This is a genomic window from Synechococcus sp. KORDI-52 (assembly GCF_000737595.1).
Lineage (GTDB): Bacteria > Cyanobacteriota > Cyanobacteriia > PCC-6307 > Cyanobiaceae > Parasynechococcus.
In genome coordinates, this window is the sequence record NZ_CP006271.1 from 290068 (window position 1) to 307151 (window position 17084).

Here is a 17084-nt window from a genome sequence, read left to right on the forward strand (position 1 = left end):
TCAGACCATGGCCCGGGCCTGTTCCAGCTGCTCAGCGGTGTCCACCGACAAGGATGTGCCCTGCACCCGGAACGTGGCGATGGTGAGTCCAGCCTCGATCAGCCGCAGCTGCTCGAGCCGCTCCAGATCCTCCAGGGATGAGGCAGGCAGCTGATCCCACGCAGCCAGCACGTCTCCCCGGAAGCCATACATGCCCACATGGCCCCAGTAGGTGGTGTGCTGATGCCAATCGGCCTCAGCCACGTCGCGCACATGGGGGATGGCGGAGCGGGAGAAATACAGGGCGCGACCGTCGTGGGCCAGCAGGGTCTTCACCACGTTGGGGTTGTGCACCGATTCGGGCTTGAGCCCATAAACGGGGGTCACGACCGCAGGCACCGGATCCTGACGCCTGAATTCCTCGACCATGGCATCGATCACGGCGGGGTCAATGAACGGTTGATCGCCCTGAACGTTGATCACAGCCGTCTCCTCCGCCACGGGATCTGCATCGCCCCAGCCCAGGGCCATCAGGGGCTGCGCCACTGATGCGATGCGCTCACTGCCGGAGTTGCAGGATGCCGCGGTCATCAGCACCGGGAAGCCCCAGCCCTCAGCCAGGCTCTGCAGCTCAGAGCTGTCAGTACAAAGCACCACCGCTTCAACGCCGGAGGCCTGACGGCAGCGTTCCAGAACACGCTGGATCATCGGCTTGCCGCCGATGTCGGCCAGCACCTTGTTGGGCAGTCGCGACGACTGAAGCCGGGCCGGAACGGCCACCACACACTTGCGAATCGCCATCAATCCCAGAGTTTCATTGCATCGTCGCGGGCGCTGAACCACTCAGCCGCCAAAGGGCCACCCATGGTGCGTTGCTCGCGGAACCAGGGACCACCGAGGGTCCAGTGCAGCATCGGAGCGGCCTGCTCGGACTCCGGCGGTGCTTGCACGTCCACCAGATGGTTCCAACCGCCCTGAATGGCACCGATCTCGTGGTCACCCTCCAACCAGTGGAAGCGGTGCAGCTCCAGGCCCGTTGCCGTGTTCACGTAGTCGGGCGTGAGTTTGGTGCAGCGGCTGCAGTTGAGCAGCATTAGGGAACTCCAGTTCTTCTTGGGGTAGGCGCTCTGCACCTCGCCGAGGAATTTCACGGTCTCCCCGGGCACATGCTCATGCTGCACGCACATGGCGCCGTAGCGGTCATCGCGCTGATCCCAGATCGCCTTGATGTCGGCCCGGCAGAGCATGTCGCAATCCATGAACAGAGCCCAGCCCTCGTAGCCCATCAGATGGGGCACCAGAAAGCGGGTGAACGAAAACGCTGTGCTCTGTTTGGGATCCCGTTCGCGGCGAAACAGGCCCTGCGCCTCGAGTTGAGGCGTCACCAGCGGCGTGATTGCCAGAGGAACACTGCTGTTCTGGTAAAGGCTGTCGATCAGAACGTTGGTCGCCGCCCGCTCTCTGGGGTCGTAGCCGATGAAAATGGGGATCGGCGGACTGGAGGTCGACACAGGCCGTGGATGGCTGCAGAGGAGATTAAGCGGTGGTCACGGGTTCGATCGGCGCCAGGCGCGGATCCAGAATCTTGGGCCCCATCCCTGCGAACTTCACCGCGATCGACACTTTCTCGCCACTGCCGAAGGTGTGGGTGATCTCACCCACACCAAAGCTGGCGTGGATGACCTGATCGCCGACCTGCCAGCTGCGGCCCGGGGCGGGGCCCGCCTGACGGCGACGCACGGCGTTGGCGGGGGCCGATGACGGCTTGTCGCGGTCCACACGGGTGAGCCGATCGAGGCGCCGTTCCCGCCGCAGCGCCGCCCCACCGGTCTGGGGAAGGTCGCCCTGAATCAGCGCTTCCGGCAACTCCGACAGGAAGACCGAGGGCACCGCCGCTTCACGCATGCCGCCCCAGAGACGCCGCTCACAGGCATGGGACAGGAACAGCCGTTCCTTGGCTCGGGTGATGCCCACGTAGCAAAGCCGCCGCTCCTCCTCCAGTGAGGCCGGGTCATCCAGGGAGCGGTAGCTGGGGAACAGACCCTGCTCAAGGCCCACCAGGCACACCACGGGGAACTCCAGCCCCTTGCTGCTGTGCAGCGTCATCAAGGTGACGCGGTCCGCGGCCGTGTCCTTGTTGTCGGCATCGCTGGACAAGGCTGCCGTGGCGAGGAATCCCTCCAAGTCGCCCTCGTCGTTTTCCTCCTGGTACTGCAGTGCGGCATTCACCAGTTCCTGCAGGTTGCGGCGGCGCTCCTCAGCCTCATCGGTGCCATCGGCAATCAACTCGCTCACGTAGCCGCTCTTCTCCATCACCTGCTGGATCAGTTCCGAGGGGGCCACATCAGCGCTGCGGGCCTTCAGATCGTTGACAAGGTCACAGAACTGCAGAAGACCCTTGGCGGAACGGCCGCCGAGGGAGCGCACCGCTTCGGGATCACTCACCACATCCCAGAGCGGAATCCCCAGCTGGTTGGCCGCATCGGTGAGCCGCTGAATCGTGGTCTTGCCGATGCCGCGCTTCGGAACGTTGATCACCCGCAGCAGGCTGACGGTGTCGGCCGGATTCACCAGCAACCGCAGATAGGCCAGCAGATCCTTGATTTCGCGCCGGTCGTAGAAGCGCAGCCCCCCCACAACGATGTACGGGATGCCCCAGCGCACCAGCGATTCCTCAATGGAGCGGGACTGGGCATTGGTGCGGTAGAGCACGGCCATGTCACCCCAGCTCAACTCAGGATTGGCCGCTTCCATCGTGCGCAGGCGGTGCACCACGGCTTCCGCCTCGGCGATCTCATCGTCACAGCGGGTGAGGGTGATCAGCTCCCCTTCCCCACGGGTGGGACGCAGAACCTTGTCGATCCGTTCGCTGTTGTTGGCGATCAGGGCATTCGCCGCTTCGAGAATCGTGGCGGTGGAGCGGTAGTTCTCCTCCAGCTTCACCATCGTCCGGGTGCTGTCATCCGGCGCCTGATCACCGAAGTCGTCCTGGAAACCCATCAGGATCGTGAAGTCAGCCGCGCGAAAGCTGTAGATGCTCTGGTCGGCATCGCCGACCACAAACACGGAACGGCCCGACCAGTCCTCCACATCCTGAGGATCCTTGCCATCGGTCACCAACAGCTTGATCAGGTCGTACTGAGTGCGGTTGGTGTCCTGGTATTCATCCACCAGCACGTGGCGAAAGCGGCGGTGCCAATAGCTGCGCACCTGCTCGTTCTGCTGGAGCAACTGAACCGGCAGCAACAGCAGATCGTCGAAATCAAGGGCGTTGTTGGCCGCCAGGGCCTTGCGATAACGCCGATAAACATCCGCGGTGAGCTTGCCCCGCTGGCCTTCCGCGTTCGCCTCGAGCTGGTCTGGCAGCCAGCCCTGGTTCTTGGCGTTGCTGATGGCCCAGCGGGTCTTCTTGGGCTCGAACCGCTTGGGATCCAGCTGCAGTTCCTGGGTCACGATCTCCTTCACCAGGCTCTGGGCGTCGGCCTCGTCGTAGATCGAAAACTGCTTGGTCCAGGTGAGTCCTTCCGCGTCCTTGAACTTGTCGATGTCGTAGCGGAGCATCCGCGCGAACAGGGCATGGAAGGTGCCAATCCACAGCTCCTTGGTCACCTCCCGGTAGATGCGTGAGCGCAGCTGACGCTGATCCACCGGAGGCAGGGTGCTCCAGGGCTGGCCGTACTGGCTCTGGGCCAGACGCTGAGCCAGAAGAACCTCAAGCCGCTCCTTCATCTCCCGGGCGGCTTTGTTGGTGAAGGTCACCGCCAGAATCTGAGCCGGATCGGCACCGTGCTCACCGATCAGGTGAGCAATCCGATGGGTGAGGGCGCGCGTCTTGCCACTTCCAGCACCCGCCACCACCAGCAGGGGACCCTCGTGATGGTCGACAGCCCGCCGCTGGGCATCGTTGAGGCCGGCCAGAAAGCTCATGGATGGAGATTAAGGGGGCTCGGATGGATCCATGGGCCATTGGAGCCAGGACCAACGCCTAAATTCCAAGCCAGGGCTGTCATCCCACCTTGCCGTTCTCGCGCACCCGGAAACGCATCCGCCGAGACCTTCGCGAGCAACGTGCCCTGTTGGCCCTGGGGTGGGCAAGACGAACACTGAGCTTGAGACGAGACAACATCGACCGGGTTGTTTTTTACACGGACCACAACATCGCCTTCAACCGAATTGCCAAAAGTGGCAATTCATCGGTGATTCTTTACCTCGATGAAGCCATTCGTGGCGCGAACACCCATACAGACGACTACAAGCAAGCCAAACGAACGGCCATGGGTGCAGGCAAAAGCCTGATCGACATGTCGAGATCAAAACAGGATCGAGCCAGCCTGAAAGAGTTTTCTTTTTTCACGGTGGTTCGCAACCCCTGGACCCGAACGCTATCGGCCTTTCTCGACAAAATTGCCAACGGTCCCCACGACAAATACGGATCCGTTCCGGGATTTGGCGACAACAGCCAAACCGGCTTCGAAGCCTTCATCGCATTTCTGGGCAACGGCGGATTGCATTCCAATCATCACTGGAAACCGCAAATCGATGCCCTGCTTCTGCCCCCATCCCATTTTCAAACGGTGTGCCGGCTCGAACACCTCGCCGAAGAGTTGCCCCTCGCCCTTGCCAGAACAGGCTTAACGCTCCCCAGCCCCGATCGGCTGCGACAGCCGCACCGCATCGAGAGCAATCAGCGCAGCAAACTCACCCAGGCGGCAAGCAAGTTGCTGAAGTACTACAGCCCAACCACCGTCCAGGCGGTCGCTGATCTGTATACCGCCGACTTCAAACTTGGCCGCTACTCCATGGACCCCCGCAGCCTCGGATTGCCTCCGCTGATGGCTTGAGCCAAGACGGGTAGGCTCGCGCCATGGCTGAAACACGGACGCTGATCAACATCGTCGACCTTTGTTGTACGTCCATACCCGACAAAGAGATTCCCTAGGCCATGCGTGAAACGACAACGGTCTTCGAACAACGCTGGAGCGTCTGGCTGTCAACGCTGTCTGGCATCGCATTGATCATCAGCGCGGGCCTGGCCCTCTGGCTTCAGCTTGGCGGCAGTGGATTCAGCACGCTTCCAGAACCAACAAGGGAGTCTCTGCTGAGCCAGTACAACGCCATCGCCCATGGAGGATTTTTCGCTGTTCTGGCTGTTCTGGCTGGACTGCTGATGCGTTCCATTGCCCAAGCGAACCCACAGGACGCAAAGCCAAAACCAGACAAACCCTGGCCCTTAGCCATCACAGATTTCATCAAACAACATCCAGTCGTCACGATCGTGCTCACGATCTATGTGGTGCTGATGGTTCAGGAGAGCAGCTGGTTCTACAAAGAGATTCTCACCTGGTACGACGACATCTTCAGCGATCAACTCCTCAACAATTTCAGCCTCAGAGAGAAGTTGATCAACGAAACGATGGGGCGAAACGATTTCCGCTTCTTCCCACTCTCCCACCAGGATCTTCATGCCCTCAGCTGGTTGACGCCTTACATCAAGGTCTGGTCATTGGTGAGTGCCCTTGAACTCATCGCCACCATCATCCTGGGCTGCAAGCTGATTGAACGGGTCAAAAACAACGGCACAAGCGCTGGCCTCATGCTGATGGGAACACTGCTGTTCCTCTTTACCAGCGCATCCGCCTACAACTATTTTCAGTTCATCTACAGCGAGAGGTTTCTCACCTTTCTGCTGGCGTTGTACGCCTATCACTACAGCGTTTACCTGGACTCCGGCCGGCTGCACAACGGCCGACTCGCCCTGCTGTTCGCACTGTTCATCCCCTTCTTCAAAGACACCGCGGTGCTGCTGGCCGTGATCCCCGCAGCTACCACGATCGTTGCAGGCAGCCTTGGAGCCATGCCCAGCCGCCCGGCATGGGGATCAACCAAGCCCTCCAAGTGGATGGAGGCCTATGCGCTGGACATCGCCATCGTCAGCCTGGCGCTCTTTTTCCTGGCCTCATTTGCAATGCTCAGTGGACTTCCCAGCCTTGCCGCTGATGTGCCCCGCTACGACGAGCATCTGGGCTTCTCCGTGCTGGCACTCGACATTCGCCTGATCATCTTCCTGGGCTTCATCGCATCACGCCTGTGGCTGATCGGCCGGAAACACGCCAATGTCACCGCACTGGACGGACTCAACCTTGCGGCACTGGCCTATGGATTTGCCCTGTACGCCTTGGTGGGCCTGGAAGGCAGCAACTACATGAGCCTGCCGATTCAGTTTGTCGCCGTTCTCGACATCCTGATGATCTGGGAAAGCCTCATCGCGCCGAAGCTGAACCACCGCATGGGCAGTCGCCAGGCTCAAGCCGTGGCCCTGGGCACCACCTTGTTGCTGCTGAACATTGAAGATCGACAAGCCGCCACGTTCCGACAACGGGCACAACTGATCAGCTGGAAACAACGTTCATGGCGGACAACCCTGAACGAAGCCAGAGCCATCACAGAACGCGCCAAAGAGAACGGAGAAACAGTCAACCTCATCTACTCAAAAGGATGGTTCAAGCATTCCGACCAGATGAAAGCTCTCAGCTTCGACCGTCTTGTCTATTACGACATCGACACCCGGCGCTACATCGTCAAAGCCGGAATCGGAAAAGGAGAGTTCTACACACCACAACCGGGCGATTATTTGGTCGACATCGACACGGGCAAGAAACTCACCCAATTCGGCATTGATCTCTCCAACTACGACGTGCTGTACCAGGAGGATCCAAACCGTCAATACGCACGGATCTTCCGCCACCGCTGATCCACCGAATACCGAATGGATGGAAGGCGGGTAGGCTCGCCGGTCATTGAACGTGATGGAAACCGTGGCGCGTCAGATCCAACTGGGCGAGATCACGTTCGCGAATGACCGCCCCTTCGCCTTGCTGGGTGGGGTGAACGTTCTTGAGGATCGCGACTTTGCCCTGCGTTGCGCCGGCCACTACAACGACGTCTGCGGAAGGCTGAACATTCCGTTGGTGTTCAAGGCGTCCTACGACAAGGCCAACCGCTCCTCCATTCATTCCTTCCGGGGCCCCGGCCTCAACGAAGGCCTTCAGATCCTCCAGGCGGTGAAAGACACCCACGGCATTCCGGTGATCACCGATGTGCACAGTCCAGAGGAAGCCATTGCTGCCGCCAAGGTCGCCGACATCATCCAGCTCCCGGCCTTTCTGGCCCGGCAGACCGATCTCGTCCGCGCCATGGCCGAAACCGGAGCGGTGATCAACATCAAGAAGCCACAGTTCCTCAGTCCGGAACAGATGCGCAACATCGTGGACAAATTCCGCGAATGCGGAAACGAAAAGCTGCTGCTGTGCGAGCGCGGCACCAACTTCGGTTACGACAATCTCGTGGTGGACATGCTGGGGTTCGGCGTCATGAAGCGCACCTGCGACGACCTGCCGTTGATCTTTGATGTCACCCACGCCCTGCAGTGCAGGGATCCAGGTGGTGCAGCCTCAGGCGGACGTCGCTCCCAGGTAGTGGACCTGGCCCGCTCAGGCATGGCGGTGGGTCTGGCTGGCTTGTTCCTGGAAGCACACCCCGACCCGGCGCAAGCCCGTTGTGATGGCCCCAGCGCCTTACCTCTTGATCAGCTGGAACCGTTTCTCACGCAAGTGAAAGCCATCGACGATCTGGTGAAGGGCATGCCAGACCTGCGCATCAACTGATGCGCGTTCGTACGGCAGCATCTCTTGGCCTCTGACGCAACCTTTCTGCTCGGCGTTGGCGCCCAGAAAGCAGGAACCTCCTGGCTGCACGATCAACTGCAACGCCGCAGCGATACCGATTTCGGTTTTCTGAAGGAGTACCACGTTTTCGATGCTCTCGAGCTGGAACGCTTTGCCAGCTTCCGGCCCAAGCGCCCCACACCACTGAAGTGGCGCACCTGGCGTCGGGCGCGCTTCATCGCACGTCCCGAGCGCTACTTCGACTACTTCGCATCACGGGTCCGGCCAGCCCGGATCCGCCTCACGGGAGACATCACCCCCTCCTACGCCGGGTTGAAAGCGGAGAGCTATCAGCACATCCAGAAGGCCTTCGCGCAACGCGGTGTGAGAACGCGGGCGGTGTTCATCATGCGCGACCCGGTGGAACGGTTTTTGTCGCAGCAACGCATGCAACTGCGCAAGCGCGGCTTGCTCACGCCCGACCATGAAACCGAGCATCTGAACAAGGCCAGCCTCAAACTGCTCAAGCGTGAATCGTCCCGTAGCGATTACCCCGCAACCATCGATGCCCTGCGGGACGGATTCGCAACATCGGAGGTCTTCATCGGCTTGTACGAAACCCTGTTCACCGCAGACAACCACCGTGCCTTGTGCCGGTATCTCGGCATCCCGGAGCAGATCCCTGATTGGAGTCATCGGGTGAATGCCAGTCAGGCCACAGCCTCGGTTCCACCGGAGCTGTTGCAACGCCTAAGCCAGCACTTCGACCCGTTGGTGAAAGCCGTGCAGGACCGCTGTCCTGATCTCAAGGTTGAAGAGCAATGGGCCACCGCCATGACCTGGCGAGAGAGCTGAAGCCGTCAACGGCAGAACAGGTCGTTGGAATACACCAGGCGGCGGTTCATCCGCGCCACCGCAGGCAGGAGCAAACCGAGATGGGCAGCCGTGGGTGCTGGCGCCCCCAACCAGCCCCCGTCGTAGGCAATCGTTCGACTGCGGTCCGCATCGAAGCGGACCCGGTTTCCAGCCAGGATGTGGCTGCTGCTGTTCAGGCCGGGAGCCAGCATCGCCTCCTGGAAATCGATGGCCAGCCAACTGCAGAGCAACTGCAGACTGCGCTGGGGCTGAAGCGCGAATTCCTCATAACCCAGACGAAACACCGGGTAGGGAGACTGGCGAAAAGCCCGTTCAAATTTGGCGTTGACACGCCACCAGCGCGCCAGTTGACGCGCTGCAGACCAACGCTGGCCTGCCTTACGCCCGGCCTGGGCCCGCGAATGAACCCAGGAGCGCACATCGCGCACCAGATGGATGATCCGAATGTCGAACATCGCCTCGGGCAACCGCGTCATCTCCAGATCGTCCTGATAGGAGTCCACATGCCACACCGCCTCCCCGGCGTGGGGTGAATGCATCAGCAACCGCCGCACTTTGTCCTGCATCGACGTTTGGTCATGCAGGCGCAACCACTCGAGCTGCGGACCCCACAGTGGGCACTCCGCCGCGATGGCACCACAGGTGCAGCGCCGCTCAAACCGGTGGGCACCGCGCAGTTGGCTGGGCCCGCGATGCTCATCCCCGGGTTGCGGCGTCGCCAGGATCCGCGCCGCCTCACCCAGGCCGATGATCAGCGGATGCGACCCCAGGGCCAGATCCAGCATCGTTGTACCGCTGTGGCCGAGACCACGGATCAGCAGCAACTTCAATCGCGTGCTGCTCATCGGCTCTGATCCACCAAACCGTTGAGGAGCATTGTGATCTGATTCACATGATGCGCCACGGTGAACCGAGCCTGGGCCCGACGCTGACCCGCAGCGCCCCAGGCAGCCGCGAGGTCCGGCCGATGCACCAGCAAGGCCATGGCCTCCGCCATCGCCCGACGATCGCCTTCCTCCACCAGCCGTCCGGTCTGCTGATCCAGAACCACGTCAGGAATGCCGCCATGACGGGTGGCCACAACGGGCAGACCACAAAGTTGAGCTTCCATCACGGAGACCGGGCATCCCTCCTCATCACCATCCTCCGCGGTGCGGGAATGCTGCACAAACACCCGCGCGCGCCGCATCTCCTGCACCACCGCATCGGGCGAGAGAACACCAGGAAACAGAACACACTGCTCGAGGCCAAGCTGACGCACCCGTTGCTGCACAACGGGAAGCAGAGGCCCATCACCCACCATCACCAGGCTGCAGGCATCGGCCTGATCCGTCAGGCCTCGCAAAAGGGCAAAAGCTTCCAATGTGTCCATCGGCCCCTTTTTGGAGACAAAACGCCCCACCGCCAGAAACCGCGGTGGCATGGAGGCGGGATTGGCCCCCTGAAAGCGCTGCTCGTCGGCACCGGATGGACTGATCACCACGTGCGCCGGCTGAGCGCCAAGGGCGATCAAACGGCTCCGCATCGTCTGGTTCTTGACGATCACAGCCGAGGTGAGCTGAAACAAGCGGCGATAGCGCTGCTCCAGGCGGTTCACGTAGCGCTCCGCGGAGGCATCGGCGCCCCGGAAGTGCACCACCAGGGGGACTCCCGTGCGAGCCAGCTCCATCACCCGAACGGCATGAAAGCCGAACTCCACCATCACCACATCCGGCCGATGGCGGCGCACCAAGAGCACAGCCACGCTGGATGCGGGCAGGGTGGCCAGCCGCAGCCAACCCAATCGGGTGCAGACCTTGCTGGTGAGCACCGCCAGGCCATAGAGCGCTTTGAGGGGCTCGCGCCAGGGAATCTCATCCCCGAAACAAGCCTCCACCGCAAACGGCAAGCGGGCCAGATTCGCGCGCACGAAGGTTTCCGTTCGGGCCCGACGGGTCGGCGCCAACACCAGAACACGTGCTGTCATGACAAGGCCAGGATCGACCGCCAGAGCGGTTCCAACTGGGGCCAATCCAACGCAGCGATTCGCTGCCTGGCCGCTGCACCCATCCGCCGGCAACGCTCTGGATCCGAGGCCAGCTCCTGCATCGCTGCAGCCAAAGCAACGGGATCATCACTCGGTACAACCAAACCGCTCACCCGTGGCTCCACCACCTCCAGGGGACCCGGGGAGGCATCCGTCACGATCACGGCCAGACCGGCAGCCATGGCCTCCAGCAGAGCATTGGGCATGCCTTCAAAACGGGACGGCAGCACAAACACAGCAGCGTCCGCCAGAAAGCGCTCGGGATCAGAGCGGAACCCCAGCCATCGCAGCCGTCCTGATACCCCGAGATCCTGCGCCTGTTGCTGCAACATCTCGCGCTCCGGCCCATCACCCACCGAGGTGACGGGCCAGGCCGCTGCGGCTCCGCTCAACCTGGGCAACGCGGCAAGCAAGACATCGAGCCCCTTCTGCGGCACCAGCCTGGCCACGGTGATGAAGCCGATGGCGTTGGACGCACCGCTGCCCACACCAGACGCGGGCACACCGGGCATCGGGTTGGGCAGCAGGGCCAACCGCTGCCAGGCCCCCATGCCGTCCAACGCCGAGAGCACGCCAGCTGTGTTGGCGGTCACCACATCCGCCCGCCGATAGGCCAGGGGCCGGAGCCGCTGCCACACCTCCGGCAGCAACTGAAGCGAGGGGTCGTTGCGCTCCGAGACCACGAGGTGGATCGGCAAGTCCCAGGCGGCGCAACAGCAGGTGATGTTGGTGCGGGTGAGCAGGGCCAGGATCCGATGGGGCCGCTGACGGCGCAACTGCCGGCGCAGCTGCCGGAAGCGAAAACCAGCCGTCGCCTCCGTTCCGACTCGAAACAGCTGCATGGCCAGGCCCCCAGCCCCTGGATCAACGCGGCCTTGAAACCAGCCGCCGAACCAGCGCAACTGCAGCTGAAACAACAAGCGGATCAACTTGTCGAGCTGCGCCAGGGTGAAACGCCCCCCACGGGCCCACCAGGAGCGATGGGTCGGTGCCCCCAGTTCAAGCAGTGGAATCCCGTCGGGAAGGGCATGGGCCACGGGATGGCCTGGGATGAGCGTGACCAGCTTCACCTTCAACCCCTGAGCTGCGAAATGAAGGGCGGCAATCAAGGCCACTTTCTGAGCACCCCCCGCCCCCAGATGCGGCAGCACGATCCACAGATCATCACGACCTGAATCCACCAGCTCCGGCACGTCCATCAAAGCGACCTCATTAAATCGAGAAACACAGGTCGCAAGCTCTCCGGTGCATTGCGTTGACGAACCGCTTGTGCTCGTGAGGCGAAAGCCGCGCGCGCAGTGACGTCCTCCAAGGCACGGCGCAAGGGTTGTGCCATATCGGTCGAGGCGACGTGCTCGGAGACGAGCCATCCGTTCATGCCTGAATCAATGAGGTCCGAGGGGCCTGTCGGACAGTCCACAGCAAGACAAGGCAAACCAGAGGCCATCGCCTCCAGCAACACATTGGGATAGCCCTCAAAACGGGATGAGAGAACAAACAGGTCGCTGGCCTCATACCAATCCCCAACATTGCCGACGTTCCCCGGAAGGATCAGACGCGAGGAATCCGAACCCATCAGCTGGCGCAGTCGGGCCACCTGATTGACGCCGCGATACGGTGCTTCCTCGATGCCCAGGATCACCAGGGACCAATCGGGGTAGTCAGCCTGCAGGGCAGCAAAGGCGGCCACCAAACGATCAAAGCCTTTCTGATGGAGCTTGGTTCCAACCGCCAGGATCAACTTCTGGCCCGGTGGCACAGAAGCCGCTGGATTCAGCTGAGGAACGAGACGCGGCATCGGCCAAACAATCGCGTTGGGCAAAACCGCTGTGCGGCGGGCCAGGCCGCGTTGATGAAGCCACTGAGCAATGCCCTGCGTTTGCACCAGATGCATATGCGCTCGGGGATAGGCCAGGCGCCGCAGCAGCCGCCAACGCCAAGCCAGCGGACGGGCCGGGGGATAGTTGCGCTCCGACAACACCAGGCGCAACGGCAGACCGATCGAAGCCAGTGCCACCTTGATCGATGGCAGCGTCGTCATGCCGATCAGGAGATCGGGCTGCTCGCGTCGAAGCAGCTTGCGCAAACGCCAAAGCTTCAACGGCCAAAACAAGGCACGATCCAACCCACCGGGCAGGACAGGCTCCTGCAAGCGGCGGAGACCAGCGGGAACGGGATAGAAATCGTGGCTGGCGGACTTTGAGGTCAACAATGTGACGCTCCAACCACCTGCCAACAACCATTCAGCCCACTGCAGGGTGACGCGCTCAGCGCCACCGAGCTTGAGCGAGTCGATGAAAAGCAAGGCCGATCTGCACCGCTGAGCTGCTGGCTTCATGGCTCAGGCTCGTTCAATTGCCTCTGCACCAACGCCGCGATCGTGTCAGTCAGGCTGCCTTCCGAGGAGTGATTCAGCAAACGGGCCCAGTGACGGCAAGCCTGCGGGGTCACGGCATCACCAGCCCGGTGAAGCTCCTCACTCCTGTTCTGCAATTGCTTGAGGAACAGGAGATGGTTTTCCTGAGGCGTCCTTCCCCTAATCCGTCGTCTCGGAGCAAGCCCTGCAGCGTTGGCAGTCGTCCAGGCGTTCAACAAAGTCAACGCATCGCTGCGAACCGTTCCGTGTTGACGTGGATCCAGCAGAAAGCCAAGGGCAAGGCCGCGCCCGAGGTTGCTGGACATCCGGAACAACGCGTCAGCATTCATCCGATCCCTGTCGATCGCTCGACTGAAGTCAGCAAAGCGTTGCCAACAGCGCGCCAGCAATGGCATGTCCCCCTCAAGCAGAGCGAGGTGATAGAGGGCACTGCTGATCGACACATACAGCTTCCCCAGGTTCTGGCGATTGGACTGCGGACAACAGGTTGTTGCTCGATCGCTGCGCAGCCTCTCTGCCATGGCCTCCAAAGCCGAAACCAACTCCGGAGCACGCGCCACACGCTTCAAGCGAAGAATCAGATAGGCGTCGGCGACCAGCGCATAGGAGCGCCGGGTGAGGTCTAGGTCAGCACGATGGGAGAGCCAACGAAACACCTCGTCGCTTTGCTGGAGATCACGGGGGCGGGATCCAGTGCGAAACAGAACCCGATCCACAGCCCGATAATCCGCAGCGAACAGGCAGTGCTCCAGCAGAGCCAAGGCCTCGGGTAAGGCACCAGCCCTCAGCGCCAAGGTGCACTGCATGGCAACAACATCGATGGCATCCGGCCAGCGGCGCCGCGCCGCATCAGCCATCCAGGAGGCCTGCTGATACCGATGAAGGCGAAGGCTGGCATCAAAGATGAGATAGCTCGTTGAAGCGGAGGAGAGCCTCCCCTGGGTGAGTCGAAACAGAGCAAGGCCGAAGGCATGACCCAGGTGGCTGTTGCGCCAGACGTAGGCCAAAGGACTGGCCCAAAGCCGTTCACGCCACTGGTTCAACGCCTTGAGCAACGCAAAAATCGGCGGAGCAACGCGTTTCAGCCATCTCTTGACAGCAGCCAGATGGAGCGAGAGCTGCTCCTTCATCCAACGCATTCCCCTTGAGAACGCAGCAAGTTGAGCATGCGCCGCGTTCGACCGGCATAGGTGTAGCCCTCGATCCCGCTCAATCGCGTCTCAAGGCTCGGCCCCTGGCCTCCCAGCACCCGTTGGAGCTGCTTGCTGAACGCCAACGGATCCGGTGGACAGAGGCAGCAAATCGCTTCGAAGGAACGAAGGGCATGAATCCGTGTGGACACCACCGGCAAACCAGCGAACAGATACTCGAAAAATTTCATCGGAAACATCGCCCGGGTGTAGGCGTTGCACTGCAATGGCAGCCAGCCGCACTGAAAGGCAGCCAAAAACCGCGGGAGTTGGCTGTAGGGCTTGGGGCCGAGCCAATGCACGTTGCTGAGGCCGCACAACTGGGAGAGATCGGTGCTGGGCTCACCCTCAGACTGTGGACCTATGAAGACGAAATGCCACTCAGGATGGCGGAGGGCAACAGCGCGAATCAGAGCAAAATCCAGTTTGTAGCTGCTGATCGCACCAACAAAACCGATTCTGGGCTCAGGAATCCCCTCCAGCTCCGGCGGATCGACAAACCCTGGGGTCTGACGAAGCACCCTTGAGGCGGAGAAATGATCCCGATCCGCCACGTTGGGCTCGTAACAAATTCGCTCTGCATGCACGGCCAATCGCTCAGCCAAATAGGGCGACGTGGTGAAGACCTGGTCGACGGAACGACACAGGCGGGCTTCCTCGGACTCGATCAAGCTCCTCGGCATGCAGGGCTGCTCCTGAACTGCATCCACTGCGTGGTAGATCGACAGCTCAAACCCTTTCAACGGCAGATAAAGCAACGTCAACGGGTTGTACGTCCAGAGCCAGGGAGCACGAAAACGCAGCAACCAACAAGCGATGGAGACACTGCAGCGCACCACCAAGCGGTTGAGGCGAAGCGAAACCCCATGGGAACCACCGGGAAGGACCAACGGAGATAAGACCCAGACCCCAGGCCGCACAGCCCGCACAAAACGCAGACCAAGAAACAACCGCCGAAGAATCCTTCTGAAATCCTGAGTTTTGACCTGAACTGAGCGAAGGCCAAGGGATTCAACGTACAGAACACGCTCGCCTTCAGCGGCCAGAGCACAGGCAACGTGCTGCTTGTTCGTCCAAAGGGGATGATCCCAGTCAGCCGTGGACAGCAGAACGATATCCGCCATTAAGTGTTTTCAATGCGATACATATCTCGGAATGTTTCCGAATTCTCGCAAAGGGATACAAAATCGCCCTGAGCATGGATCTTTCCATTTTCAATCTCAACAATTCGATCACATTTTTTGACTGTTGATAGCCGATGGGCGATCACGATGGTTGTGCAACGGCGCCCAACCAGATCCAGAGCTTGAAGAAGATCATGCTCGGTTCTGTTATCGAGAGCGCTTGTTGCTTCATCCAGCACGAGAACTTTGGCACCGCGATAAAAAGCTCGCGCCAGCGCAAGACGCTGGCGCTGTCCCCCCGACAACTTCACACCGTTTTCTCCAATCATGGTGTAAAGGCCGTAGTGCATTTGAGCAACAACATCGTCAAACTGAGCCGTCTTCAGCGCCGCCCAAATGTCCTCATCGTCGATCGAATCATTGTCCAATCCAAACGCAACATTGTCTCGAATACTTCCATCGAAAAGACGTATGTCCTGAGGGACCAAGGCGCAATTGGCCTGCCATGCCGGCAAGTCTTGGGGACTCACGGGAATACCATCCAACATGAGCTGACCCGACGTTGGCTGGAGCAAGCCCAGCAAAAGATGGCCGATCGTTGTTTTTCCACTTCCCGTGCGCCCAACCAAGGCAAAACGGGATCCAATCGGAATGGAGATATTGACAGCATCAACCACCAATCGATCGCTGCGCCGATATGAAAAACTGACATCCTTCAATTGAATCAGTCGTCGTGGCATCAACCCTTCCGGGGTTGGCACACCAGGAGAAGAGAGAAGCAGTCGCTCAGGCTTCAGATCCAACAAATCAAGTGCATCTTTAATTTCCGGAAGACCGCCACGCAAACGATTCAGGCTGCGGAATGTGTTCTGAAGTGGCCCAGAAATCTTCAACAGCGTGAACATAATTGCGAACAAATCTGGAATCGCATTGCGCACATCGCCGGAATCTCCACTCAACACTGCAGGAGCCAAACCGACCAAGAACAAAATCGAAACACCCGCTGGCTCAATCAGAAATCGCGGAACGTCGGGCAGCAAACGCGTTAATCGATCGTATCGCTTTGCAATCACTCCATCCGAAGAAAAGCGAGTCACAAAGTATTTGTCCGCGGAATAAAGATGAACATCACGAATCGATCGCAACGACTCCATCAGCAAGAGGTTGATCCGACGTCCATAACGGACGCGCTGCTTGGTCGCCAGCCTCAGATAGGGAGTGATCAGCACCGAGGCCACTGCATAGGCCATCAACATCAGCAGGAAGATGGCCAAGGCTTGGTAGCCAAGGACAAAAACAACACCAATCAATAACGACGTCACCGACAAAGCATTGCCGGCAATCGCAATCAAAGGAATGACAACCTTGGTAGAAACACTATTAAGTATTCGATTGAATTTTTCGGAAAGATTGGCGGTGCGGTTTTCAATAAAAAATTCATAACGCTGTTGCAGTACATTTTGGTAGACTTGATTTACAAGGTCGTTCCATATTTCCGCACTCAAGAGGCTTTGCATCAAAGACACAAGAAAGCGCACGAGGGATGTGAGCCAGAAGGAAGCAATCAACAGGGCCAAAAGCCAACCCGTTTGATCTAAAATTCCTCCACCAAAAACCAAAATTCCTGGCAATCGATCTGCCAGTTTTGCCCCCGAAAAAAGGCCCACAAATCGGGCCAAGAAGGCAATCAGAAGAAGATCAAGAATACCTTGGAAAAACGACGCCAGAAGAACGAAACCGACCAACCGCTTCCGCCGAGCCGGCAACTTGCCCAGCAACGCCGAAATATCTTTCCACGTCTGACTCTGCAGCGAGAGTCTCGGAAACTGACGGCTCATTTTTCCCAAG

14 protein-coding genes are annotated in these 17084 nt (G+C 60.1%); 4 read left to right on the top strand and 10 right to left on the bottom strand.

Annotated features, from left to right (window positions below; all coding sequences use genetic code 11):
* From kdsB to KR52_RS01550, 3 genes are read right to left on the bottom strand one after another with little or no spacing between them, the layout of a single operon-like run.
* Complete coding sequence (kdsB, locus tag KR52_RS01540; RefSeq protein WP_038551621.1) at positions 1–780, bottom strand: 3-deoxy-manno-octulosonate cytidylyltransferase; 780 nt, start codon at positions 778–780, stop codon at positions 1–3.
* A complete protein-coding gene (locus tag KR52_RS01545; RefSeq protein ID WP_038551623.1) occupies positions 780–1490 on the bottom strand; it encodes a hypothetical protein in 711 nt (236 codons plus the stop codon). The genes kdsB and KR52_RS01545 overlap by 1 nt, the downstream gene beginning before the upstream one ends.
* A 25-nt stretch (positions 1491–1515) precedes the next feature.
* Positions 1516–3906, bottom strand: coding sequence for a UvrD-helicase domain-containing protein (locus tag KR52_RS01550; protein WP_038551626.1), 2391 nt, complete (start codon positions 3904–3906; stop codon positions 1516–1518).
* 89 nt (positions 3907–3995) lie between these two features.
* On the opposite strand from KR52_RS01550, the gene KR52_RS01555 reads away from it, so the two are divergent.
* The 4 genes from KR52_RS01555 to KR52_RS01570 all read left to right on the top strand — a co-directional run bounded on the left by KR52_RS01555 (position 3996) and on the right by KR52_RS01570 (position 8498).
* On the top strand, positions 3996–4820 hold the full coding sequence (locus tag KR52_RS01555; protein ID WP_038551628.1) for a sulfotransferase family protein: 825 nt from the start codon (positions 3996–3998) through the stop codon (positions 4818–4820).
* A 101-nt stretch (positions 4821–4921) separates the two neighbouring features.
* Complete coding sequence (locus KR52_RS01560; RefSeq protein ID WP_038551630.1) at positions 4922–6730, top strand: hypothetical protein; 1809 nt, start codon at positions 4922–4924, stop codon at positions 6728–6730.
* Between the two features lie 55 nt (positions 6731–6785).
* Positions 6786–7643 carry a 3-deoxy-8-phosphooctulonate synthase gene (kdsA, locus tag KR52_RS01565; protein ID WP_038551633.1) on the top strand — a complete coding sequence of 286 codons (858 nt, stop codon included), beginning with the start codon at positions 6786–6788 and terminating at the stop codon, positions 7641–7643.
* A 24-nt stretch (positions 7644–7667) separates the two neighbouring features.
* Positions 7668–8498 carry a sulfotransferase family protein gene (locus KR52_RS01570; protein ID WP_038551635.1) on the top strand — a complete coding sequence of 277 codons (831 nt, stop codon included), beginning with the start codon at positions 7668–7670 and terminating at the stop codon, positions 8496–8498.
* A gap of 5 nt (positions 8499–8503) precedes the next feature.
* On the opposite strand, the gene KR52_RS01575 is transcribed toward KR52_RS01570, so the two are convergent.
* From KR52_RS01575 to KR52_RS01605, 7 genes are read right to left on the bottom strand one after another with little or no spacing between them, the layout of a single operon-like run.
* Positions 8504–9364, bottom strand: coding sequence for a sulfotransferase (locus KR52_RS01575; RefSeq protein WP_038551637.1), 861 nt, complete (start codon positions 9362–9364; stop codon positions 8504–8506).
* Positions 9361–10485, bottom strand: a complete 1125-nt coding sequence (locus KR52_RS01580) for a glycosyltransferase (protein ID WP_038551639.1) — start codon at positions 10483–10485, stop codon at positions 9361–9363. Before KR52_RS01580 ends, KR52_RS01575 begins: the two co-directional genes overlap by 4 nt.
* The gene (locus tag KR52_RS01585) at positions 10482–11744 is read right to left on the bottom strand and encodes a glycosyltransferase (RefSeq protein WP_038551642.1); all 1263 of its coding nucleotides are present in this window, start codon (positions 11742–11744) and stop codon (positions 10482–10484) included. The genes KR52_RS01580 and KR52_RS01585 overlap by 4 nt, the downstream gene beginning before the upstream one ends.
* The gene (locus KR52_RS01590; RefSeq protein ID WP_038551644.1) at positions 11744–12883 is read right to left on the bottom strand and encodes a glycosyltransferase; all 1140 of its coding nucleotides are present in this window, start codon (positions 12881–12883) and stop codon (positions 11744–11746) included. The genes KR52_RS01585 and KR52_RS01590 overlap by 1 nt, the downstream gene beginning before the upstream one ends.
* Positions 12880–14052, bottom strand: coding sequence for a hypothetical protein (locus KR52_RS01595; protein WP_156957555.1), 1173 nt, complete (start codon positions 14050–14052; stop codon positions 12880–12882). Before KR52_RS01595 ends, KR52_RS01590 begins: the two co-directional genes overlap by 4 nt.
* On the bottom strand, positions 14049–15236 hold the full coding sequence (locus KR52_RS01600; protein WP_038551649.1) for a glycosyltransferase: 1188 nt from the start codon (positions 15234–15236) through the stop codon (positions 14049–14051). The genes KR52_RS01595 and KR52_RS01600 overlap by 4 nt, the downstream gene beginning before the upstream one ends.
* Positions 15236–17074, bottom strand: coding sequence for an ABC transporter ATP-binding protein (locus KR52_RS01605; RefSeq protein WP_038551651.1), 1839 nt, complete (start codon positions 17072–17074; stop codon positions 15236–15238). The genes KR52_RS01600 and KR52_RS01605 overlap by 1 nt, the downstream gene beginning before the upstream one ends.
* Positions 17075–17084: the final 10 nt, after the last annotated feature.